The organism is Sulfuricurvum sp., assembly GCF_019163035.1.
GTDB lineage: Bacteria > Campylobacterota > Campylobacteria > Campylobacterales > Sulfurimonadaceae > Sulfuricurvum.
On the sequence record NZ_JAFLKV010000015.1, the window covers coordinates 1 to 23,869 of the forward strand.

Annotated in this window: 18 protein-coding genes and 1 pseudogene; 18 read left to right on the plus strand and 1 reads right to left on the minus strand. The window is 42.3% G+C overall.

Annotation, left to right across the window (positions count from 1 at the left end):
• Window positions 1-222, plus strand: a pseudogene (locus JZU62_RS01325) (non-heme iron protein, hemerythrin family); the annotation flags it as partial.
• On the opposite strand, the gene JZU62_RS01330 reads toward JZU62_RS01325, so the two are convergent.
• Window positions 219-896 carry a response regulator transcription factor gene (locus JZU62_RS01330; RefSeq protein ID WP_295011170.1) on the minus strand — a complete coding sequence of 226 codons (678 nt, stop codon included), beginning with the start codon at window positions 894-896 and terminating at the stop codon, window positions 219-221. The pseudogene JZU62_RS01325 and the gene JZU62_RS01330 sit on opposite strands and share 4 nt — an antisense overlap.
• A gap of 150 nt (window positions 897-1,046) precedes the next feature.
• Between JZU62_RS01330 and JZU62_RS01335 the strand changes: the two genes are divergently transcribed.
• The 17 genes from JZU62_RS01335 to JZU62_RS01415 all read left to right on the plus strand — a co-directional run bounded on the left by JZU62_RS01335 (window position 1,047) and on the right by JZU62_RS01415 (window position 23,859).
• Complete coding sequence (locus JZU62_RS01335) at window positions 1,047-3,410, plus strand: autotransporter domain-containing protein (RefSeq protein ID WP_295011171.1); 2,364 nt, start codon at window positions 1,047-1,049, stop codon at window positions 3,408-3,410.
• 140 nt (window positions 3,411-3,550) lie between these two features.
• Window positions 3,551-6,952, plus strand: coding sequence for an autotransporter outer membrane beta-barrel domain-containing protein (locus JZU62_RS01340; protein ID WP_295011173.1), 3,402 nt, complete (start codon window positions 3,551-3,553; stop codon window positions 6,950-6,952).
• A gap of 41 nt (window positions 6,953-6,993) precedes the next feature.
• Window positions 6,994-8,835, plus strand: coding sequence for a hypothetical protein (locus tag JZU62_RS01345; RefSeq protein WP_295011175.1), 1,842 nt, complete (start codon window positions 6,994-6,996; stop codon window positions 8,833-8,835).
• Window positions 8,836-8,927: 92 nt separating this feature from the next.
• Window positions 8,928-9,644: a CheR family methyltransferase gene (locus JZU62_RS01350; RefSeq protein WP_295011177.1), complete on the plus strand. Its 717-nt coding sequence runs from the start codon at window positions 8,928-8,930 to the stop codon at window positions 9,642-9,644.
• Between the two features lie 277 nt (window positions 9,645-9,921).
• Window positions 9,922-10,563, plus strand: a complete 642-nt coding sequence (locus JZU62_RS01355) for an alpha/beta hydrolase (RefSeq protein WP_295011180.1) — start codon at window positions 9,922-9,924, stop codon at window positions 10,561-10,563.
• Between the two features lie 20 nt (window positions 10,564-10,583).
• Window positions 10,584-12,029, plus strand: a complete 1,446-nt coding sequence (locus tag JZU62_RS01360; RefSeq protein WP_295011182.1) for a TIGR03032 family protein — start codon at window positions 10,584-10,586, stop codon at window positions 12,027-12,029.
• Window positions 12,029-13,480, plus strand: coding sequence for a hypothetical protein (locus JZU62_RS01365; protein ID WP_295011184.1), 1,452 nt, complete (start codon window positions 12,029-12,031; stop codon window positions 13,478-13,480). The genes JZU62_RS01360 and JZU62_RS01365 overlap by 1 nt, the downstream gene beginning before the upstream one ends.
• The gene (locus JZU62_RS01370; protein WP_295011186.1) at window positions 13,477-14,214 is read left to right on the plus strand and encodes a methyltransferase domain-containing protein; all 738 of its coding nucleotides are present in this window, start codon (window positions 13,477-13,479) and stop codon (window positions 14,212-14,214) included. The genes JZU62_RS01365 and JZU62_RS01370 overlap by 4 nt, the downstream gene beginning before the upstream one ends.
• Window positions 14,215-14,229: 15 nt before the next feature.
• Complete coding sequence (gene cysD / locus JZU62_RS01375) at window positions 14,230-15,123, plus strand: sulfate adenylyltransferase subunit CysD (RefSeq protein ID WP_295011187.1); 894 nt, start codon at window positions 14,230-14,232, stop codon at window positions 15,121-15,123.
• Complete coding sequence (gene cysN / locus JZU62_RS01380) at window positions 15,123-16,577, plus strand: sulfate adenylyltransferase subunit CysN (RefSeq protein WP_295011188.1); 1,455 nt, start codon at window positions 15,123-15,125, stop codon at window positions 16,575-16,577. Before cysD ends, cysN begins: the two co-directional genes overlap by 1 nt.
• Window positions 16,577-17,305 carry an adenylyl-sulfate kinase gene (gene cysC, locus JZU62_RS01385; RefSeq protein WP_295011189.1) on the plus strand — a complete coding sequence of 243 codons (729 nt, stop codon included), beginning with the start codon at window positions 16,577-16,579 and terminating at the stop codon, window positions 17,303-17,305. Before cysN ends, cysC (JZU62_RS01385) begins: the two co-directional genes overlap by 1 nt.
• Before the next feature lies 1 nt (window position 17,306).
• Complete coding sequence (cysC, locus tag JZU62_RS01390) at window positions 17,307-17,909, plus strand: adenylyl-sulfate kinase (protein WP_295011190.1); 603 nt, start codon at window positions 17,307-17,309, stop codon at window positions 17,907-17,909.
• A complete protein-coding gene (gene cysQ / locus JZU62_RS01395; protein WP_295011191.1) occupies window positions 17,902-18,663 on the plus strand; it encodes a 3'(2'),5'-bisphosphate nucleotidase CysQ in 762 nt (253 codons plus the stop codon). The genes cysC (JZU62_RS01390) and cysQ overlap by 8 nt, the downstream gene beginning before the upstream one ends.
• A gap of 94 nt (window positions 18,664-18,757) precedes the next feature.
• A complete protein-coding gene (locus JZU62_RS01400; RefSeq protein ID WP_295011192.1) occupies window positions 18,758-20,413 on the plus strand; it encodes a 30S ribosomal protein S1 in 1,656 nt (551 codons plus the stop codon).
• Window positions 20,414-20,418: 5 nt separating this feature from the next.
• Complete coding sequence (locus JZU62_RS01405; protein ID WP_295011193.1) at window positions 20,419-20,901, plus strand: hypothetical protein; 483 nt, start codon at window positions 20,419-20,421, stop codon at window positions 20,899-20,901.
• Window positions 20,901-22,490 carry a phosphoglycerate dehydrogenase gene (gene serA / locus JZU62_RS01410; protein WP_295011194.1) on the plus strand — a complete coding sequence of 530 codons (1,590 nt, stop codon included), beginning with the start codon at window positions 20,901-20,903 and terminating at the stop codon, window positions 22,488-22,490. Before JZU62_RS01405 ends, serA begins: the two co-directional genes overlap by 1 nt.
• A 262-nt stretch (window positions 22,491-22,752) precedes the next feature.
• Window positions 22,753-23,859 carry an HD domain-containing phosphohydrolase gene (locus tag JZU62_RS01415; RefSeq protein ID WP_295011195.1) on the plus strand — a complete coding sequence of 369 codons (1,107 nt, stop codon included), beginning with the start codon at window positions 22,753-22,755 and terminating at the stop codon, window positions 23,857-23,859.
• The last annotated feature ends 10 nt before the right edge of the window (window positions 23,860-23,869 follow it).

The following is a 23,869-nucleotide window of genomic DNA, read 5'->3' on the forward strand; positions in this document are numbered from 1 at the left end:
CCCGAATACGAGTATCACAAAAATCTCCATCGTGAAATTATCGAGTTTGTGAATAGTTCAGTAACTTCCTCACCGACTTTGGCGATGATTCGGACAAAACTCAAATTTATTATCAAAAAAGCGTTAATCGATCATATCGTTATCGAAGATATGAAATACAAACTCTATGCGATGAGTCTCCAAGAGGAGATGGTTGATGATTGTACCCTTGAACTCAGCTAGAGTTTGAATCGATATCCTAGATCAGGGATGGTATAGATAAAATCTTTTCCGAATCGGCGGCGGATTCGCATAATAAAATTGGTTATCGCTGAATCACTCATCTCATCCTCTATCCATACGCTAGATTGAAGCATCTCTTTGGTAATGAGGCGATCTCGGTTGATCGAGAGAAGTTCCATAAACAGTGCCTCTTTTTTGTTGAGGCTATAGTGTTGATTCTCTTTGAGTAGTGTTTTGGTTTCACTCTCATATACCCATCCCTCTTTGAGCTCTTTTTGAGTTTCATTTTGGACTTTGAGCTTTTCACTGCATCGCTCCATTGCATCGATCAAATCTTCGTATTTGATTGGTTTGAGGAGATAGGCAGTAAGATTTAGCGGGATGGAACGGAACAAAAACGCTTCATCCTTATGACCGCTGATAATAATAATGGGTGTTGAGTTATCGGCGGAGCGGACATCACGGATGAAATCGATTCCGTTTTCATTTTTGAGTTTGATATCGGTGATGATGATGTCGATCGATTCATGTACGAGAACATCATGTGCTTCTGCAAGAGTCGATGCGTGAATGACCTGTTCGACGAAAATTTTAAGCAATGTGGTTGTATTTGCCGCAAATTCGACATTATCTTCGACAAAGAGAATCGTTTTATCTTTTAAATACGAAAGCATACAATAGTACCTTGCCTAAATTTTCAAATCAGTACTCGTACTTTATCGAAATGCTATCGCAAATATATCGCAAAATAAATTTTTATGTGCGATATAGATGCGATATCGAAATTCTATAATACTTCCATTAAATACTCTCAAGGATGAATGATGAAGTATAACCCCGATTACTCTTCACGGTTTCGGATTCTCAAAGGTGGGAAAATTTCCCTAGTGGTTTCAGCTTTATTGGTAAGCTCAAGTGTGATGGTAACAAATGCTAATGCACTAGAAATAAATACAGCAGTGACGGTCAACACGGATTTTACTACGGGTAATAGTGAAGATTTGACTATTACTTCAGCAGGTTCTATTATAGTTGATAGTCAGGTAACGGCTTTAGATATTACAACTAATGCATTAAGTAACGATGTGCTTAATCAAGGAGAGATTACCCTTACAGGTGGAACCAATGCCAGTGCGGTATTTGAAACTACAGCTATTACAGGAACTATTACCAATGAGGGAAGTATTTCAAACACAGTCACGACCAACAGTGGTGCCGCTGCTGTCAATCTTATGGGAGCTATCACTGGAGGAACTATCACCAATGCCAGTGGTGCAGATATAACTGTCTCTTCTACAGGGGGAACCAATGCTTTTGCTTTGGGTATTAACTTTGGGGTAGTCAGTGCATCTTCAACCATCACCAATGCAGGAACTATTACACTAAATTCAACTGGAAATGCTGATGGGATAAAACTAGTTTCCTTAGCAGACTCCAATGTTACCAACAGCGGAACTATTTCTGTTGATACTAACAACTCTGCAGCTACATCTGTAAAAGGTATATCCATTACAGGTGCTTCGAGCAATTCAGCTATCCAAAACTCAGGAACTATTAGAGCAACGATCAATAATGAACTAGATGCTGACGCATATTCTATAAAAGTACCATCAGGAGTAAATGTTACCAATACTTCTACCGGTAAACTCTATGGAAATCTTCAAGTAAGTGGAAGTGTAACCAACGCAGGGCTTATCTCATTGCCACATAATGCAACAGGGGGTTCTTCTGCATTTATCGGTGGAGATTTAGTCAACAGCGGAACGATCGAAATCGGAGTATTAACCGATGGGACAACCACAACCCACTCGCACCTAAGAGTTGTTGGTGATACCACTTTTAATACAGGTTCAATCCTAAAAGTAAATGTTTTAGAGGCTTCAACAAACGTCGAATTATTAGCCGGCGGAGTATTGGAAAATGTACTTGATAGTGGCACTATCACTATTCATGACCTAAGTGTCCAAGACAATTCGGCACTTTTAAACTTTGAATATGAAGTGGTAGCGGGTGGTGGTGGAACAGATCAAATCGATCTCAACATCGTAGCTGCATCAGAGGACAATATCGTAGCCTCAACGGTAGCGGGAGGCGGAACGACGAATGCCCAATCAGCTGCGAGCGCATTGCAATCGATCCAAGACGCGGGAGTACCTGCGGAGATGACAGCATATTTCAGTGCTCTAGGGGGACTGGGGACAGCTGAAGAAGTGGCAGCGGCAGTAGAGTCCACAACACCAGTAGTGGCGACGGCGGCAGTAGGGACGACAACACAGATCATGAACGGGGTTCAAGGGATCGTAGAGATGCGCCAGAATACGACTATGGGAACAGGGATGAACTCAGGGGATATCGCACTACGTGATCAAAACCTCTGGATCAAACCATTCGGAAGCCGAGGTTCTCAAGATAACAAAGACGGAATGAACGGGTTCGAAGTAAAAGCATACGGATTCGGAATGGGTTACGATGCAGAAGTAGCACCGAAGCAACGCCTCGGTGCGGCATTCTTCTACACCGATGCTGATGTAGATGTAAACGGAATGGCACAAAGCAGCGATGTTAAAGTATACACAGCATTGGTCTATGGAAATATGCCGATCAATACGAATACCGATTTCTTGTTCCAAGTAGGGTATTCATTGCAGAAAACCGAGTCTGAGCGTGTGGTTATCCCTACCTACGATGTTGCTACAGCGGATTTTACAGCGAAAACAGCATCATTGGATCTCAAACTAATGCAAACCTACGCACTTAACAAAGAGATCGTGCTTCGCCCACGCGTAGAGGCTACCTACCGCCACTACAGCAACCCATCGTATTCAGAGAGCGGAGCGGGCACAATGAACCTCGAAGTAGAGAAATTTACCTCGACCCAATTCATCACCGGAGCAGGGATGATCGGAGAGTACCGAATGAATAAAGAATCGAAACTCATCGCCGATATCCGACTCGGATACGACTGGCACCATGACAGCCAAACGGTAACGGCATCGTACCAAGGAGCCGCAGGTGTAGATTTCACAACGGATGGAATCGATAACGGCGGATGGCAGTACGATATCGGTTTAGGATATGAAACAGCAAACATCCTCGGGGGTGACATTAATTTCATGTATAATTACCAAGGTCAAGGAAGCAGTTTCGACAACCATGTCCTCTCTGCCAAATACGTCTGGAAATTCTAAGAAAGATATTCTCCCTCACGGGGGAATAACCATACCCTCTAATGAACATAAACAATATCGCAAAATAAATTTTTAGGTGCGATATGGATGCGATATTGAAACTCTATAATACTTCATCAAATACTCTCAAAGGATGAATGATGAAGTATACCCCAGATTACTCTTCACGGTTTCGGATTCTCAAAGGTGGGAAGATTTCCCTAGTGGTTTCAGCTTTATTGGTAAGCTCAAGTGCGATAGTAGGTGATGCCAATGCACAAAACTTAACTAGCGGTACCAATTCGATTAATGCTGATGATGTAACCGCCGTCACAACGGCAATTACCAATCTAACGGGTAGTAATGTCTTTATTGACAATATGGATCATAATACCATTATCCAAATAGGTCATAGTATTTCCGCTACCAATCCTGCAGGCGATGATGATTCTACGATAGAGATTGCTGATTTTAATGATGCAAGTATCACTATTGATTCTGGGGTAACCGTAAGTTCTACGACCGATACAGGAACTAAAAAAGCAGTTGCTCTTGGTTTTTTTCAAGGAGTTATGGGGGGAGCAAATCCTCTTAGCGGTACTATTACCAATAATGGTACCCTTGAAGCCGATAGTAGTTCTAGATATGCCATAGGGATAAAATTTGGTGGGGTTGCTTTAAATGGAGCAGATATCACTAACAATGGAACTATCGATGCTAATAGTACGAGTACAGTTGGTGCATTTGGTATTGAAAGTACCGGTGCTATTACAAACAGTGGGATTGAAAATGCGGGTACTATTAGTGTCTCTTCATCTAATATTGAAGCTAGTGGTTTAAAATTATTTACCTTGACAGATTCAGGCATCTTAAATGCAGAGGGTGCAACGATAGATGTTACTAGTGTTGGTGCTGCATTTGCTATTAAGGTTACCAGTGCTATTGGAACGAGTACGATTGAAAATGCGGGTATTATAAATGCTAGTTCGGTTGCCGATGCTGCTACGGGCATAGCACTAACTTCGGTGACAAGCTCTAGTGTTACCAACAGCGGCACTTTAAATGTCACGAGTTATGGGATTGCAACTGGTATTGCTACACAAGGTTCTGTGTCAGGAACTACCCTAAGCAACACAGGTACTATGACCATAGAATCGACAAATTCTGCTCTAGCTAGCGGTTTCAATCTTGCAAGTATGAGTGGAATCGATACTACGGTTATCAATGATGGTGATATCAATCTTATTTCAAATAGTGATGACGGCAGAGGTATTCGCATTGGTTTTGGCGGTGTGGCAACAGGTTTACAGGTGACTAACTCTGGGACGATCAATCTTGATGGTGTTATGGGATGGATTTCAGGGATGGACATCAGTACAGTTTTATCAGACAGTGCTACAAGAGAAGCGATCATCACCAACTCTGGAACGATAACTGCGAATATTACGGGTGGAAGCTCAACTTATAATATTGGTATAGATATACAAGCTAACATGAATGCTGCATCACAGGTTGTAAACACCGCGGATGGTCTTATCTCTCTTACAAACGACACTAGCACAGATCTATTTGGTATCCGAGTGGATAGTGATATGTATGCTAGTTCTAGTATTACCAATGCAGGGACTATCTCTATAACCTCTGGTGAAGATGGGTTTGGTATCAACGTTTCTTCGATGCACGACAGCACTTCTGTGCTCAATAGCGACAGTATCGAAGTAGATGCAGTAAATGAAGCTGTTGGTATCAAAGTTGGTGGTATGTATTTGGATACTACTAGTCCATATAATCCTTTAGCTTCGATTACCAATAGCGGCACCATCACGGTCAATGCGGGTACAGGTTATGTATCTAAAGGTATCTATGTTGGGTCGACTGAGAATTATAGTACTCCTAGTCAATTCAATATCACCAACAGCGGAACTATCACCGTTACGGTAAATGATGAAGCGAGTTCGGATGGATTAGCTCTTTATGGAACCAGTCAAACAGCGCTCAATGTGACCAACACCTCTACAGGGGAGCTTGATGGAAATATTCATCTCTCTAACTACTCAACCCTTACCAATGCAGGAACCATCTCTTTGCCACATGATGCTAATGGTGATGCGGATCATGATGCTTTTGTAGGTACTTTTGTCAATAGCGGAACTTTAACTATCGGACTTTTAACCGATGGAACGACGACAACCCACTCGCAACTTGCAACTACTGATGCTACGTTTGAAGATGGAAGTACGATTAGTGTTAATGTACTGGCGGCTTCTACTAATGTAGCGCTTATCCAAGGGACAACCTTAGAAGATGTTGTGAGTGCAAGCAATAGCTTAACAATCAACGGAACGTTAAACGTTACCGATAATTCTGAACTATTGGCATTTGAATACGTAGAAGATGGAGAGACGATCGATCTCAACATCGTAGCTGCATCAGAGGACAATATCGTAGCCTCAACGGTAGCGGGAGGCGGAACGACGAATGCCCAATCAGCTGCGAGCGCATTGCAATCGATCCAAGACGCGGGAGTACCTGCGGAGATGACAGCATATTTCAGTGCTCTAGGGGGACTGGGGACAGCTGAAGAAGTGGCAGCGGCAGTAGAGTCCACAACACCAGTAGTGGCGACGGCGGCAGTAGGGACGACAACACAGATCATGAACGGGGTTCAAGGGATCGTAGAGATGCGCCAGAATACGACTATGGGAACAGGGATGAACTCAGGGGATATCGCACTACGTGATCAAAACCTCTGGATCAAACCATTCGGAAGCCGAGGTTCTCAAGATAACAAAGACGGAATGAACGGGTTCGAAGTAAAAGCATACGGATTCGGAATGGGTTACGATGCAGAAGTAGCACCGAAGCAACGCCTCGGTGCGGCATTCTTCTACACCGATGCTGATGTAGATGTAAACGGAATGGCACAAAGCAGCGATGTTAAAGTATACACAGCATTGGTCTATGGAAATATGCCGATCAATACGAATACCGATTTCTTGTTCCAAGTAGGGTATTCATTGCAGAAAACCGAGTCTGAGCGTGTGGTTATCCCTACCTACGATGTTGCTACAGCGGATTTTACAGCGAAAACAGCATCATTGGATCTCAAACTAATGCAAACCTACGCACTTAACAAAGAGATCGTGCTTCGCCCACGCGTAGAGGCTACCTACCGCCACTACAGCAACCCATCGTATTCAGAGAGCGGAGCGGGCACAATGAACCTCGAAGTAGAGAAATTTACCTCGACCCAATTCATCACCGGAGCAGGGATGATCGGAGAGTACCGAATGAATAAAGAATCGAAACTCATCGCCGATATCCGACTCGGATACGACTGGCACCATGACAGCCAAACGGTAACGGCATCGTACCAAGGAGCCGCAGGTGTAGATTTCACAACGGATGGAATCGATAACGGCGGATGGCAGTACGATATCGGTTTAGGATATGAAACAGCAAACATCCTCGGGGGTGACATTAATTTCATGTATAATTACCAAGGTCAAGGAAGCAGTTTCGACAACCATGTCCTCTCTGCCAAATACGTCTGGAAATTCTAAGAAAGATATTCTCCCTCACGGGGGAATAACCATACCCTCTAATGAACATAAACAATAGCCCTATTTTTTCACTAAGTGTTGATTCCAAAGATACCAAACTCTACAAAGGGTATGTTTTTGGAATGGAACACTCCAGTGTCTATTTTACGATGAATCTGAGTGCTCTGTTCCCGATCGATTGCAGTGCGATTCAAGCTTATTGTCATGAGCGCTTGGGTATCGAGTGTTCCGATATGGGGTATTGGTCCAATGGAGAAGCGGTGATAGAGTGGATTATCCGAATGCTCCAATCCATCCAAAAAGAGTGCAAAATACCGATTTATCAAGGGGGAAGATTTCTCCATTGTGAAAAAATCGATGAGAATCGATATCGTATCGGTGTTACATTCGCCTATGTCCATCTTGGACCGATGCAAAAAATCCTAGTCTATCTTTTAACACTCATCCATGGGATACTCAATAACACGAAAACGAGCGATGATTTGGATCAAGAGTATCGAAAAGTGATCGAAGAGAGCAAAAAATACGCCCATCAGGGGATCAATGCCATCCGTTTTTTCGATGCGGCTCATGCGCTGAAGATACCGTTTGATCTCTATTCAGAAAATATCTCTATTTTCGGGCAAGGGGTACATTCACGCCTTTTAGAGAGTACGATGAGCGATCACAGTGGTATGCTCGGAGTCACGATCGCCGGAAACAAATTTCGGACGAACCGAGTGCTTCGATCGTGCGGTTTGCCTGTACCGAACCAAAGGGTCGTTACCGATATCGATTCGGCACTCAGATCGGCACAAGAGATCGGATATCCTGTCGTTATCAAACCTTATGATTTAGAGGGTGGGACGGGAGTTTTCGCGGGGTTGGAAGATCCTCAAAGTCTCAGAAAAGCGTTTAACATGAGCGCGGAGTTTTCGAAAAATCTGGTGATAGAACAACATATTTTTGGAAAAGATTATCGTCTAACGGTTTTTGAGGGGAGAGTGATTAAAACGATCTTACGCACCCCTGGCGGAGTGATGGGAGATGGGATCAAAAATATCACCGAGTTGGTAGAAGAGGCTCAAAATCATCCCCAAATCAAACGCCGAAGCAAAGAAAAAGGGAAGATGGTTTTACAGCTGGATGAAGAGGCGTGCGATCTGCTCCGACAATACGGAAAAAATCAAACGACGATTCCGGATAAAAATGAATTTATCCCTCTTCGGCGAAAAGCGAATGCGTACACGGGAGGGTTGACCTATCTGGTAGAGCCGTGTGACATTCATCCCGATAACCTCGCATTAGCGATCCGTGCTGTCGATGCCCTTAGGCTCGATATTGCGGGTGTCGATTTACTGATTGAGGATATCTCACGCTCTTATTTAGAGTTCGTATGCGCGATTTGTGAAATTAACGCTCAGCCTCAAATCGGTAACAGCGATACCCCTGCGATCTATCAAGAGATCCTCTCTCATTTGGTTTTGCATGGGGGGAGAATTCCGATTGTTTTACTGTTTGGGAGCGAAGAGAACGTCTTTGAGAAGCTTCAAACATTGTTTACCCAAATTTTTAAAATGGTAGGGGTATACGAAAACGAGACAATCATGATCGGCGAAAGGGTTACTGCGAAGAACATTACGTTTTATGAGGGGGCCAAAGCACTGCTCAATACCAAAGAGGTAGAAGCGCTTCTATGTCGCGTTCAATCCCCTCATGAACTTATAGAGGGCTTGCCGTTTAGCCGATGCGATTGGCTCATCGTTTCAGACGATTTCGGAGGTTTATCCGCACGTTTTTTCGAGCATGCCGAGCATGTCGAGGTCATTTCAGTTGAACACGAGCAGGGTGAAGGATCGATACTCCAAAAAATAGCCACGTCATACCAAGGAGATGAGAGATGATGAATAAGATAGTGTATTCACTCCAAAAATTGGCATCGTTACAGGTAAAAACCGCCCATCGACATTGTTGCGATAAGTGTAGAGGATATCACGTGTCCTGGCCTATTTTACGTGCCAACGCCCTCGTCGGGGGTATCGATTCGGATAAAGATATCTATGTCCAATGCATCAATCAGCAGTTTTCTAACCGAAACAATATGAATATTTTAATCGCAGGATGTGCCGATAGCGGGATTTTGAACATGCTTTTTGCGACCGATATCACTGGTGCTTATATCGACATCGTCGATCGATGTATGACCCCGCTGGAGTGTTCGATCACTGCTGTAGCCGATAGCTCTGATATTACGATTATACACAATGATTTGCTCACCTTTGTACCGGAAAAAAAGTACGATTTGATCGTTTGCCATTCGTTGCTTCCGTTTTTCGACGATGAGGGGAGGGGAAGATTGTTGAGAAATTTTGCCCTATGGCTGGATAGGGGTGGGAAGCTCCTCATCAGTATGCGCAACAAAACAGAGGATAATAGCCCTGATGATATCGGTGTATGGATCGAGCAAAAAACACAAACCGCTTTTGAGCGTGTAGATACAAAAGAGAATACGTATTTTAGAAGAGATGATTTGGTGGATTACTATACGATGATGAGCCGTCAAAATCTCCCCTATCGCACGGTGGATGAGGCAGAGCAAGAATTTCGCTCATTCGGGCTTAAGATTCAGGATTCCTATATCGGAGGAAAGGGTTTGAGCTTTGTATCCAACGGCAATAATCCACATTCGCTTATTTTAGTCGCAGGATTATAGAAGTATCATTTTTTATAATTTTGCGATATGAATGCGATCTTAATACGTAATAATTAGTTAATTTGATGAGAAAGGAGAGCATTTGTCCTATAACACTGCTTTCACCCTTATCTTTATGCTCTTATTTTCTGGGTGTTCTGCAGTCCCTTCTCTACGAGAGAGGCAACAAAAGTTGTCGTCTCTTTCATCACAGTATCACTGGAAATCCGATACGATTCAGACTCCCTATTTTTCGTTGTACTCGTTACAAGATTTTTCACGTTGTGAAGATAAAAGTATGCGAGTCTATATCGAGGGAGATGGTTTCGCATGGAAAACACGCTCGAAACTCTCAGATAATCCAACCCCGATCAATCCTCTGGCGGCTAAACTTATGGCGGCTGATCCAACTCGATGTAAAGTTTATATTGCCCGACCCTGTCAATACACGAATGATTCAAAATGTCATAGCGAGTATTGGGGTTCACGCCGTTTTAGTCGGGAGATCATCGATAGCTACCAAGATGCGTTGAATCAAATCAAAAAGAGCAATGGCATAGAACAATTTGATATAATCGGTTATTCAGGAGGCGGGGCGATTGCAGTGTTGAGTGCAGAGGGGCGTCATGATGTTCGTCATATCATCACGGTTGCGGGAAATCTCGATACCGATGGATGGGTTGCTTACCATGCTCTTTCGCCGTTAGAGGGATCGTTGAATCCCGCTGATAAAGCCGATGCGGTATCAAACATACCTCAAACCCATTTTGTGGGGGGTAAAGATACCGTTGTTCCAATCGATATGTTTCAAAGCTATTCCAAAAGGGTCTCAAAACCAAATCGACTCCGTAACGTGATATGCGAGGAGTGCACTCATAGCGATGGGTGGATTGAGAGATGGAGAGAATGGATCGTTCAGATAAATGATAGAGAAAAATAATCAAAAAAAGGGATATATCTATGAAAAAACAACCTAATCAGAGTTCTAAAATCGATTTCAACTATTCAGTTAATTTGGTCTCTTTGTTGGAACAGATGGGTGTAACGATCCTGATGAGTACCTATCAGGCGGGGAAAATTATGGTGATCGGTGCTGATCAGGGCAAACTCGACCTACGTTACAAAGAGTTTCCAAGACCTATGGGGATGGTGACCCATCAGGGGAAACTTTGGGCAGGTTTGGGGCATGGGATTTGGCAGTTTGCAAACTACGCAGGGGCTGCTTCGAAAATCGAGCCGCAGGGGAGCTATGATGCGTGTTATCTCCCGCAAAACATCCATTTTACCGCCGATATCGATATCCATGAGATGGAATTTTGCAAAGATCAACTCTATTTTGTAAACACTAAGTTTTCGTGTCTTTGTATCGATAACGGCAACAGCAGTTTTAAGCCTATATGGACCCCCCCTTTTATTTCTCTCCTTCAGCCGATCGATAAATGTCATCTAAACGGTTTTTGCACCCGCGATGGAGAACCGCGTTACGTGACGGCATTGGGGACAAGCGACGAACCGTTAGGGTGGAGAGCGACCAAAGCCGATGGGGGGATATTGATGGATATTACCACGAACACGGTTTTAGCCAAAGGTCTATCGATGCCCCATTCTCCACGCTGGCATCAGGATAAACTCTGGCTCCTCGAATCGGGTAAAGGCTCGCTTTCGTATTACGATTTTAAAAAGAAAAAAGTGATTGAGGTGACAGCTTTGCCGGGGTTTACTCGAGGATTGCAGATGGTGGGAGATTTGGCGTTTATCGGTCTCTCCAAAGTCCGCGAAAGTGTAACATTTAGCGGGTTGCCGATTACGAAACTTCCTAAACGGGTTGCGGGTGTTTGGGTGGTCAATATCAAGACAGGTCAAATCGTTTCGTTCATTGAATTTACCGATGGAATCGATGAAGTGTTTGCCGTGAGCGTCTTGCCTCATCGTCATATGGATATTTACGGATTTGATCATGATCTATCAAAAGGGAACTACATGATCGCTCCCGAAGATATTGAACAGGTTAAAATGGCGGAAACGGCAATTGAGCGGGCAGCACCGTATTTCGAAAAAGGGAATGATTTTTTCAACGAAAACAAAAAAGAAGAGGCGATTGAAGAGTTCAAAAAAGCGCTTGCTATTCAAAGCGATTATCTACCTGCAACGTTTAATATGGCGGTAGCATTAGGGGATTTGGATCGATTTGACGAAGCGCTCGAAGTACTCCATGATGTGATCGATAAAGATGCGTCCATTCTCGAAGCCTACGATTCGCTCGGATACGTTTATTACAAACGGGGTGATTTAAAAATGGCAAAAGTCAATTACGAAAAAATACTCGAACTGAACCCTGAGCATCTAAAAGCCAAAAATGCGCTGGCAATCATAGCAAAAGAATTGAAAGTCAAAAAGAAAAAATGATGGAAATTCAATTTGTTTACCAGAATCTCACCGAAGAGCAAAAAAACGGGGTTATCCATATGTGGGTATCTGCAGGGGTTTTATCCCTCCAAGAAGCTCAAAACAGGGTAAATCAAGTTTCGGTGCTGATCCTCTCAGAGGGTCAAGTCGTTGGGGTGAGTACAATTTATCCCGCTCTTCTAAACGCGGGTGAGAAACCGTGGTTTTTTCTTCGGATGTTCATTCAAGAAACAAGTCGCGGAAGTAACCGTCGTCGAACGCAGATAATGCAGTTGAACTATACCGAGCTGAAACAACGGTTTTCAGAACAGTATCAGGGGATTGCACTGGAACTTGAAAACGTAAAACTTGCCAAACTCTCAGAGACGACCGACTACATGAGCAGACGGGGATATACTTATTATGGCAAGAGTTCACGAGGCTTAGGGATATGGGAAGTCCGATTTGACACCCCTATGGGTATATTTGATCAACCTAAACCGTTACAAGTGTTGAAAATTATTGGTATCCCAGATGATAACCGTGCTAATGTTGTCTATAATGACGGTTTTTTTCAGCAATTTGCCCTCTTGTTTGATGGAAACAGCTCATTTTTAGAAAAGTATAAGGTAGAGGGGTGTTACGAAAAAACGCTTTACATCGGAGGAGAGAGATATCCGGAGCAGTTTGATCTCAAACAACGTCCCGATGTTATCGTGAACATGATTTGTGATCCTGAGATCCATACCAAATCGTTATCGCTTTTAAACACTATCTCTTTAGGTGTACCATTCATCAATCGCCCTGAATTGATACACAAAACATCCCGGGATCGTTTATCCCAAGAATTACCCTCAAGTGAAGATTTCGTGATTCCGAAAACACTCCGCATTACTCCATACGATTCAAACGACATTCTAAAAACCGCTGTCGAGGTATTCGGCGGGAGCAGTTTTTTGTTCCGACCGGTTGTTTCCCATGGAGGAGAAGGGCTGATACGGATAGATGATTACAAAACGGCTCCATTTACAGGGTATCCGATGGACGGTAAAGCTCAATATTTCATGACGGAATTTATCGATTGCCAAAACTCGGATGGTTTATACCGTAAGATGCGATTTTTTATTATTGACGGAGTCCCTTATCCCAGACATAAAATCGTTTCTGAATCGTGGATGATCCATTCGCAAAGTCGGAGCAGTTTAATGTCTCAAAAGAGCTATCAAGAAGAAGAAAAAAGCTTTTTGGAAAACCCTCCACCTATATTGAAAGCGTTTTGCGCTCATGTGTACAATCATCTTCAACTTGATTATTTTGGTATCGACTGCGCTCTATCGGACGATGGAAAAGTAGTCCTTTTTGAAGCTAATGTGTGTATGCGTCCTTATGCCGATCACGATGAAGAGTATCTAAAAAATGCCAATGAAGCGGTTCATAAAGCATTTGGGAACCTTGTTAGAGGACGTTCATGAATTCACAGAGTTATACCGACCTTTTTACCCTTCGGGGAGGGGAATACGACCGTGCGATGCGCTTAAATCCATCTGCTAGAGATCAGGAATTTCTTCAAGCGATTGAAAAAGTGAATCTAACCAACGGGATGAAGGTGATAGATGTTCCCGCCGGAGGGGAGTATCTTCGATCCTTTTTACCGGATGGAATCATCTATTTTCCACACGAACCTTGTGATACATTTTATCGACAAAATAATGATATAGCTTCTAACTCTTTGTTGCCGTTGCCGTTTGAGGAGAATGGAGCCGATGTATTGTTCTCCATCGCAGGTGTGCATCATCTGGAGGATAAAACAGAATTGTTCAATGAATTTTTTAGGGTACTTGGAAAAACGGGAACATTGGTTCTTTCCGATGTTCGCGAAGACTCAAAAGTTGCAAAATTTCTGGACAACTATGTCGGTTCCAATAACACGACCGGTCATCAGGGGATTTTTCTCCATTCGCAAACCGCATCCGAACTTAAAAAAAGTGGTTTTTCCATTATCTCCGATACGATTGAATCTTTTTATTGGATTTTTGATGATATTCTCTCTATGGGAATATTTTGCAATACTCTCTTTGACATCAAAAAGGTAAGTAGCAAACAAACAGTAGATGCAATTATCGAATATCTTGGAATTGATGAATTTCCTGATGGTAAAGTCGGGATGCGGTGGGAATTGCACACCATCGTGGCGAGAAAGTCATAAAGGAGAAGTGTAAAAATGACTCACCTCAAAGCTCTCGAAGCCGAATCTATCCACATAATGCGTGAAGTCGTTGCGGAATTCGATAATCCTGCGATGCTTTACAGTATAGGAAAAGATTCCTCAGTCATGCTTCATTTGGCACAAAAAGCTTTTTATCCTGCTCCGCCCCCATTTCCTCTTGTGCACGTAGATACCATGTGGAAATTCCGTGAGATGATCGAATTTCGTGACCGACGGGCTAAAGAGGTGGGAATGGATCTTATCGTCCATATCAACCCTAAAGGTGCAGAGATGAATATCAGCCCCTTTAAACACGGTTCAGCGCTCCACACCGATATTATGAAAACCGAAGGGCTTAAGCAGATGCTAGAGCTTTATAAGTTTGACGCCGTATTCGGCGGAGCACGCCGTGATGAAGAGAAAAGCAGAGCCAAAGAGCGGATTTACTCCTTCCGAGATCACCACCACCGATGGGATCCAAAGAACCAACGTCCAGAGTTGTGGAATCTCTACAATGGTCGGTATCGAAAAGACGAAAGTATACGGGTATTTCCCCTCTCCAACTGGACAGAGCTGGATATCTGGCAATACATTTATATGGAACAAATCCCAATCCCCTCATTGTATTTCGCAGCAGAGCGTGAGGTGGTAGAGATGGGTGGAACAAAGATCATGGTTGATGATGATCGTATGCCCGAAGAACTACGCCGTAATGCTAAAAAAGAAATGGTGCGATTTCGAACACTGGGGTGTTATCCGCTCACTGGTGCTGTAGAATCCATGGCGACAACATTGCCTGACATAATCCAAGAGATGCTACTTACCACAACGTCCGAACGTCAAGGTCGCTTGATCGACAGCGATTCATCTGCTTCTATGGAGAAGAAAAAGATTGAGGGGTATTTCTGATGGCACATCAAGATGAATTGATCGCAACTGACATCGAAAGTTACCTAAAAGTCCATGAGAATAAAGGTCTATTGAGGTTCATTACCTGCGGTAGTGTTGATGATGGAAAAAGTACTTTGATCGGACGCTTGTTATACGATTCAAAAATGATCTTTGAAGATCAACTCTCATCCATCGAACAAGACTCTAAAAAAATGGGAACTCAAAGCGGTGAATTTGATTTAGCACTTCTAGTGGACGGATTGCAAAGTGAGAGAGAGCAGGGGATTACCATTGATGTAGCGTATCGCTATTTCTCAACCGACAAACGTAAATTCATTATCGCTGACACTCCGGGACATGAACAATATACCCGTAACATGGCGACGGGTGCATCAACAGCCGATTTAGCGATTATCCTCATCGATGCACGATACGGCGTTCAAACCCAAACCCGCCGACACTCTTATATCGTTTCGCTTCTAGGGATTAAACACCTCATTGTCGCTATCAATAAAATGGATTTACTAGCGTATTCGCAAGATACCTTTGAGAGCATCCAACTCCAATACGAAGCAATGATCGATACTCTTCCTAACCATGAAGAGATAACTATCACCTATCTACCGCTATCAGCACTGAGAGGTGATAACGTCGTTAATCCAAGTTCCTCCATGCCGTGGTATAGCGGTAAAGCGCTTATGGAGTTGCTAAACACCGTTGAACTCTCCAGTAAATATGACACTTCATTGCCATTTCGCTTTCCGGTACAGTATGTAAACCGTCCTAACCTTGATTTCAGAGGCTATTGCGGAACAATCGCATCGGGCAGTATTAAGGTAGGGGATGAGATTACCATCCTCCCTTCCGGAAAATCGACCCGCATTAAATCCATTATCCCCCCCTCAATCGGAATTTCAGATGATGTCATAACTAAGTGTATCGATGAAGCCTATTCACCTATGGCGGTAACATTAACGACAGAGGATGAAATCGATATCAGCCGGGGTGATATGATCGTTCATACTGATCATCTACCGAGAGTTTCCAATAGCCTCAAAGTAATGATGGTATGGATGGATGAAACACCGATGGCGTTACATCATACCTATAGTATAAAATCATCAACTGCTACCGTTAATGGGACCTTTGAGCATATCAATTACAAAGTTGATATTAATACCTATGAAAAACATCAAACCCAAGAACTGACACTTAATGATATCGGCTCTTGTAAACTAGTACTAAACCGACCGATAGCAGTTGATCCCTACCATTCTAATCGCTCTACCGGTAGTTTTATCGTGATTGATCGCCTTACCAACAATACCGTAGCAGCCGGTATGATTGTCGATGTAAGCCGACGAGAGAGTGAAAATATCTCGGCTAATCATCGCCATTACACACAAGATGAGATAGATCTCAATGCCTATATCCGTCAACATTATCCTGAATGGGGATGCAAAGCAATCTGATGTATAAAGAGACCAATATTCGTACCGTTGCCAAAGGATTTAGTTGGCGCTTTTTCGCAACGGCCACTACAGTTGTAATCGTCTATATCTTCTTCAAACGACTGGACCTGGCAATTGCTGCAGGAGTGGTTGAAACCATCTCAAAAGTAGCTCTCTATTATGTGCATGAAAAACTGTGGCAGAGAGTACGATGGGGCAAAAAAAAGATCGAGCCGTTCAATCTCTGGTTTACGGGATTACCGCTCTCAGGTAAAACTACCATTGCAAATCTGGTTTATGAGAAGCTTCAAAAATACGATATTCCTCTAGAGCGTATCGACTCCAAAGATATTCGTGATGTTATCCCTGACATTGGTTACAGCCGTGAAGATCGGAACCGACATATGCACCGAATCGGCCATTTGATCAAAACATTACAAAACAATTCGATTTCTACAATAGCCTCATTTGTCTCCCCTTACCGTGAATCGCGCAAAGCAATCCGTGAGATGGTCAAAAACAATGTCGTAGTCTATGTCAAAGCTGATATTGAAACCTGTAAAACTAGAGATTATAAGGGCGTTTACGCCAAAGCACTCAATGGAGAACTTCAAAATTTCTCTGGAATCAACGATGTTTATGAAGAACCACAGCATGCAGAGATCATTATCGAGACCGAATTAACCAGTCCGGAAGAAGCAGCTGAAACCATCATCCACTACCTAAAAAAACACTACATAAAGCTCTAATATGAATACCAATAACATACTCTGGCATGATCATCACATTACCAAAGAAGATCGCTCATTCATCAAACAACAGCGCCCCTGCATACTTTGGTTCACAGGGCTTAGCGGGAGTGGAAAATCGACGATTGCCAATGCCCTCGAAAACAAACTTTATGAGATGGGAAAACATACCTATCTTCTCGATGGGGATAATGTTCGTCACGCTCTGAACAAGGATTTAGGATTTAGTGATAGCGATCGCGTTGAAAACATCCGTCGTATCGGTGAAGTCAGCAAACTGTTTGCCGATGCGGGATTAATTGTTATTAGTGCTTTCATCTCACCCTTTCAATCGGATCGTCAAATTGTCCGTAACCTTGTCAATCAAAATGAATTTATCGAAGTATTTATTGATGCTCCGATAGAGATATGTGAACAGCGTGATCCCAAAGGACTGTACCAAAAGGCAAGATGCGGTGAGATCAAAAACTTTACGGGTATCGATTCGCCATATGAAGCTCCTATGAATCCGGATATTCATATTAAAACCGATGTAATGAGTGTGGATGAATCGGTTCAGCTCATTATTGATACTCTCATAAATCAAGGATATTTGAATGGTTGATCTGATTGATATTAGAGATATTATTACCATTGCAGAACAAGCCGGTCAAGCTATTATTGAAATCTATCAACAAGAGTTTGAAGTTATCTATAAAGATGATAATAGTCCCTTAACGAAAGCAGATAAAGTAGCCAATGACATAATTACAGATGGTCTAAACGCTTTATCGGTCAAACTTCCAATCCTCTCTGAAGAAGGTAAAGAAATTCCTTTTGAAGAACGAAAAGAGTGGGAGTATTTTTGGATGGTCGATCCGCTCGATGGTACCAAAGAATTTATCAAAAAAAATGGTGAATTTACAGTCAATATTGCACTTATTCATATAGATACTCCCGTGCTTGGTGTTGTATACGCTCCGGCATTGGATGATATGTATTGGGCTGTACAAGGTAAAGGGGCCTTCAAAGACGGGAAAAAACTTCCATTATATATCAATGAACATCCTGAAAAACTTTTACGTGTAGTAGCAAGCAAATCGCATCTGAATCCTGAGACCGAAGAATATATTCATCAGCTTGCCAAAACAACCGAAAGAATTGAATGTGTCTCTAGAGGAAGTTCTCTAAAGTTTTGTATGATAGCCGAAGGTAGTGCTGATATTTATCCCAGACTTGCCCCAACAATGGAATGGGATACTGCAGCAGCAGATACTATTGTAAGAGAAGCAGGTAAGGCGGTATTCGGTTATAAAAATAAACAAAAAATAACCTATAATACGCCAGACCTTATGAATGATTGGTTTATAGTAAACTAAAACTCAATATTGCATCTAATATTTATTAATTGTAAATCAAAAAATAAGCATTTTTTCGCTATAATCAGCCAATTTTTAGTTACAAGGGATAGGCATGGCTTTCGATAACGAATCGTTCGAAGAAGAAAATTTTGCTGAGATGTTAGAGGCATCTTTCAAAGAGCAAGAATCTACACGCATTACAGAAGGTGAAGTAGTAGAGATCCAAGAGAGTGACAACCGCGCGTTGGTAGGCGTTGGCGAGAAACTCGAAGGGATCCTTCCACTGGATGAAATCCGCGATGCAGAGGGTAAACTTTTGTTCAACGTCGGCGATAAAATTATGGTTATGGTAATGGGTCACTACAATGAGCGCCCAAAAATTTCGTACAAAAAAGTGCTTGAGCAAGAGAAAACGCTCGCATTTATCAATGCACACAAAGAAGATTTCGAATCCATCGTTATCGAAGCATTGGTGACGAAGAAAAACAAAGGGGGCTACCTTTTGGAAGCGGACGATGTCCATTTCTTCCTTCCACGCTCACTTGCTGCGTTCAAAGAGACTGACCAAGTAGTCGGTAAAACGATCAAAGCACAAGTGGTAAAAGTTGACGCTGCTGAGGCTTCAATCGTTGTTTCTCGTCGCAAGCTTTTCAATGATGAGCGTAAGCGTAAAAAAGAAGTAATCGATGCGTTGATGGAAGAGGATAAAGTTATCCAAGGTACCGTCAAAAAAATCACCAGTTACGGAATGTTCGTTGATGTCGGTGGAATTGACGGGTTGGTTCATTACAATGAAATCAGCTACAAAGGGCCGGTTAACCCATCAAAACTCTACAAAGAGGGTGATATTGTCAATGTAAAAGCAATCTCATACGATAAAGACAAACGTCATTTATCTCTCTCGATCAAAGCGGTTCAATCGGATCCTTGGCAAGAGGTTGAAGAGGCGTTGGAAGAGGGTGATACCATCACTGTTACCGTTAGCAACATCGAACCGTACGGTATTTTTGTTGATCTCGGAAATGACATCGAAGGTTTCCTTCATATCTCTGAAATTACTTGGGATAAAAACATTAAACACCCTAAAGATTACCTTACTGTCGGTCAAGAGATCGATGTTGAAGTTATCGAAATCAACTCTAAAACACACAAATTGCGTGTATCGTACAAACGTCTTCAACCGAAACCGTTCGAAGAATTTAGCAAAAAATTCAAAGAGGGTGATATTGTTACCGGAACAGTTACGTCATTGACTGATTTCGGTGCATTCGTCAAAGTTGGCGGAGTAGAGGGTTTATTGCATAACCAAGATCTTTCATGGGACAAAAATGTTAAATGTAAAGAGACTCTCAAAGTCGGCGAAGAGATCGAAGTGAAAATTGCAAAAATCAATGGTGATGATGAAAAAATTTCATTGAACCGCAAATCACTCGAAGAGTCTCCGATCGATCAATTTGCAACGAATCATAAAATGAATGAAGTGGTAAAAGCTACCGTTCGTGATGTTAAAGATTTCGGTGTATTCGTTTCATTGGAAGGGGGCGTAGATGCTCTTATCCGTAACGAAGACCTTTATCCTCTCATCGCTGAAGAGCTTGAAATCGGTCAAACGATTGAAGCAGCTATTTTAGTAATCGATGCTAAACGTGACCGTATCCGTCTTTCAGTGAAAAAATTAGAGCGTCTTAATGATCAAAAAATGTTAGACGAGATCAATGACAACGATGCGCATAGCCTTGGTGATTTGATTAAAGACCAATTGAAATAAATTCAATGCGACGTGCTGCTTATTGGCTGATTCCCCTTATCGCCTTTTGTGTAGCACTGTTTATTGGTCTCTTTTTGGTGCAGATCAACCCCTTGGCACCAAAAATCCAACCTAGCGAAACTGAGAATAAAGCAGCTCCTGAAGGGCTCAAAGGGCAACTCGGAAGTTGGATCAGTCATTTTGCTAATACCAGTGACAATGATTATTTTTACCCCGTAAATGAGGTGACACTAAACCTCGATATGGGTAGCAAGAGCGATGCGTTGGAGTTATACCGCCTAGTTATAAAACCAAAGAGTGCTGATGAACTCTTGCAATGCAAAGAGGAACTGAAAAAAAATGCGCTCCCTTTTGTGATGCAAACTGAAGAGGATACAAAAATTCTTACGGTTGATTCTCCCGATCAATCTCAACTGAAATCTCTTGTAACAAAACTAAAAACCTACCAAATCACGGCGACGGTGTCGCCCTATACTGAGGAAAAATAATGGAAAAATTTAAAATTGTCGTATGTGATCATATTCATGAAGAGGGTCTTAATCTTCTCCGTCGTGATGACAAGATAGAGATGATTTTTGCCGCTGATATGGATAAAACAGCTCTATTGGATGTCTTAAAAGATGCGGATGTAGCGATTACCCGTAGTTCTACCGATGTTGATGATAAATTTATCAATGCGGTAAAAGGGAAAATGAAAGCGATTGTCCGTGCCGGTGTCGGTGTTGATAACGTTGATATTCCGGGATGTTCGAAAGAGGGGATTATTGTTATGAATGTCCCTACTGCGAATACCATTGCAGCGGTTGAGCTCACGATGACTCACATGCTCTCATGTATGCGTATGTTCCCGTACTCTCACGATCATTTAAAAAATCAACGTGTCTGGAAACGTGAAAAATGGTACGGTTACGAGCTTAAAGGGAAAAAACTCGGTGTAATCGGTTTCGGTAACATCGGGAGCCGTGTCGGTATCCGCTCTAAAGCATTTGAGATGGATGTTATCGCGTATGACCCATATATTCACCCGTCCAAAGCAACCGATGTCGGTGTAAAATACACGACTAATTTCGACGATATTTTATCATGTGACATCATCACTATTCATACTCCGAAAAACAAAGAGACGGTCGGAATGATCGGTGCGGATGAAATCGAAAAAATGAAAGACGGTGTGGTGCTTATCAACTGTGCACGCGGCGGTTTGTACGATGAAGACGCCCTTTATGACGGGCTTAAATCAGGAAAAATCCGTTTCGCGGGGATCGATGTATTTAACAAAGAACCGGCAACAGATCACAAACTTCTTGATTTGGATAACATCTGTGTCTCTCCACACTTGGGTGCAAACACGTTTGAATCTCAGCTCGGTATCGCTCTTGAAGCGGCACAACAAGCAATCGAAGCGGCAAAAGGGATCGCGTATCCTCATGCGATGAACCTGCCTATCGATGAGACAAAAATCCCTGCATTTGTTAAACCGTTTTTGGAGATGGGACAGAAAATCGGATTCTTGGCATCTCAAATCAATAAAGCACCGATCGTTTCCATCAAAGTCAGTGGACGCGGTGATATTGCTGAATATGTTAACTCGTTGGCAACTTTTGTTACTGTTGGCGCTCTCGCCGATATTTCAGGGGATACAATCAACTACGTAAACGCTGATTTTGTAGCAAAAGAGCGTGGTATCAAAATTGAAACCGAAGAACTTCCTGCAAGTTCTGTATACAAAAATCTTGTAACCGTAAAATTGACTACGGATAAAGATGTTATTGAAATCAGTACGACTATGTTCGGTGATGATGTTCAACGTATTGTCGATATTAACGGGTTTGGCGTTGATATCGAACCAAAAGGGAATATGATCCTTTTCAAAAATACGGATGTTCCGGGTGTTATCGGACAAGTGGGAACCATGCTCGGTGCTCATAATGTTAATATCGCCGATTTCCGTTTAGGTCGCAATAAAAGCGGTGAAGCATTAGCCGTTATTATGGTTGATTCGGCTGTCAGCGATAAAACACTTAAAGAACTCTCTGCCCTAAACGCTTGTATTAGCGTCTCTTACGCCCGTTTATAATCTTCATTTTCTCCCCATAAATCGATATGGGGAATTTTTTTATCTTTACGCTACTTATTGGTTAGTTTTTTCTTGTTTTTAGACAATGCTGTGTTATAATCAATTAGTTAATAAATTATAACAACTATTTTTATAACTTCTGTCCCTTTCTTAATTATAATGGATACTAAAAGATTGTTATAAACTAATGTTGCTTTAAAACGATTCGCTGTAGACTCAGGTGGGTAGGGTTTACTTATAAAATCTGAAAGGAAAAAAGGAAATGTCTTTAGTTAAGGTACTTGCCGTTGATGATCAAGAATTTAATCTTGATGTGATCGAATTAGCATTTATGGAAATACCCGAAGTGCAGATACAACGTGCCGTAAATGGGCAAGAAGCAATCGATTTTCTCCTTTTAGACCCCAATTATCATGTGATTCTTTTAGATTTGGCAATGCCCGTCATGGATGGATTTGAAACCCTTTCTCAATTAAAATCAAATCCGCTTTGGTCTCAAATCCCTACCATTGTTGTAACCGCCAATGCCGAAGAAAAGCACCGTGCTCTTCGTTCAGGCGCTAGTGATTTTTTGAGCAAGCCGATCGATGTTGAGGAATTGAAGTTACGTACCCTTAATTATGCAAAGATTAAAGAATATCAGGACAGTTTAGCCGATGTAAACCGTCTTCTCGAAGAGAAAGTACAACAGCGAACTTTTGCCCTCCAAGAGGCACTGAATTTTGCCAAAAAGACTGAATATGAGATTTCAGCGCGTTTGGGTAAGGCATCGGAATATCGCGATATGGAAACGGGGATGCATATCAAACGGATGAGTCATTATTCCGCAAAACTTGCTGAACTTTACGGTATGAGTCCAGAGGAAGTTGAACTCATTTTGTATGCATCACCGTTGCATGATATTGGTAAAGTGGGGATACCTGATCAGATTTTGCTCAAACCGGGTCGTTTTACCCCCGAAGAGTTTGAGATTATGAAACTGCATTCTACTTTAGGTGGAAAAATGCTTGATGCAGATGAGGATTATCCGGTATTAAAAGCAGGACAAATCATTGCCTTGCAGCATCATGAAAAAATAGACGGTACCGGTTATCCTAAAGGGTTGAGTGGAGAAGATATTCATATTTATGCCCGTATTGTCTCTATTGCTGATGTTTTCGATGCATTGACGTCAGAACGGGTTTATAAAAAAGCGTTTTCGGTACAGCAAACGGTCGATATCCTACGTGATGGGTCTCATACCCATTTTGATGCACGCCTTGTAGATCTATTTATTGATAATTTGGAAGAATTTTTAATGATAAGAGACGCTTTTCCTGATGAACAAGAACACCAATCGATTATGAATTTGATTGACCAACTACAATAACCAAGGAATA

What these genes read in the sequence shown, in the direction of transcription:
- cysC (WP_295011189.1), top strand. Translation starts at nt 16,577, where the DNA reads ATGTATAAAGAGACCAATATTCGTACCGTTGCCAAAGGATTTAGTTGG.
- JZU62_RS01365 (WP_295011184.1), top strand. Translation starts at nt 12,029, where the DNA reads ATGGAAATTCAATTTGTTTACCAGAATCTCACCGAAGAGCAAAAAAAC.
- JZU62_RS01370 (WP_295011186.1), top strand. Translation starts at nt 13,477, where the DNA reads ATGAATTCACAGAGTTATACCGACCTTTTTACCCTTCGGGGAGGGGAA.
- serA (WP_295011194.1), top strand. Translation starts at nt 20,901, where the DNA reads ATGGAAAAATTTAAAATTGTCGTATGTGATCATATTCATGAAGAGGGT.
- JZU62_RS01335 (WP_295011171.1), top strand. Translation starts at nt 1,047, where the DNA reads ATGAAGTATAACCCCGATTACTCTTCACGGTTTCGGATTCTCAAAGGT.
- cysQ (WP_295011191.1), top strand. Translation starts at nt 17,902, where the DNA reads ATGGTTGATCTGATTGATATTAGAGATATTATTACCATTGCAGAACAA.
- cysC (WP_295011190.1), top strand. Translation starts at nt 17,307, where the DNA reads ATGAATACCAATAACATACTCTGGCATGATCATCACATTACCAAAGAA.
- JZU62_RS01340 (WP_295011173.1), top strand. Translation starts at nt 3,551, where the DNA reads ATGAAGTATACCCCAGATTACTCTTCACGGTTTCGGATTCTCAAAGGT.
- JZU62_RS01330 (WP_295011170.1), bottom strand. Translation starts at nt 896, where the DNA reads ATGCTTTCGTATTTAAAAGATAAAACGATTCTCTTTGTCGAAGATAAT.
- JZU62_RS01360 (WP_295011182.1), top strand. Translation starts at nt 10,584, where the DNA reads ATGAAAAAACAACCTAATCAGAGTTCTAAAATCGATTTCAACTATTCA.
- JZU62_RS01405 (WP_295011193.1), top strand. Translation starts at nt 20,419, where the DNA reads ATGCGACGTGCTGCTTATTGGCTGATTCCCCTTATCGCCTTTTGTGTA.
- JZU62_RS01415 (WP_295011195.1), top strand. Translation starts at nt 22,753, where the DNA reads ATGTCTTTAGTTAAGGTACTTGCCGTTGATGATCAAGAATTTAATCTT.
- JZU62_RS01345 (WP_295011175.1), top strand. Translation starts at nt 6,994, where the DNA reads ATGAACATAAACAATAGCCCTATTTTTTCACTAAGTGTTGATTCCAAA.
- JZU62_RS01355 (WP_295011180.1), top strand. Translation starts at nt 9,922, where the DNA reads ATGCGAGTCTATATCGAGGGAGATGGTTTCGCATGGAAAACACGCTCG.
- cysN (WP_295011188.1), top strand. Translation starts at nt 15,123, where the DNA reads ATGGCACATCAAGATGAATTGATCGCAACTGACATCGAAAGTTACCTA.
- cysD (WP_295011187.1), top strand. Translation starts at nt 14,230, where the DNA reads ATGACTCACCTCAAAGCTCTCGAAGCCGAATCTATCCACATAATGCGT.
- JZU62_RS01400 (WP_295011192.1), top strand. Translation starts at nt 18,758, where the DNA reads ATGGCTTTCGATAACGAATCGTTCGAAGAAGAAAATTTTGCTGAGATG.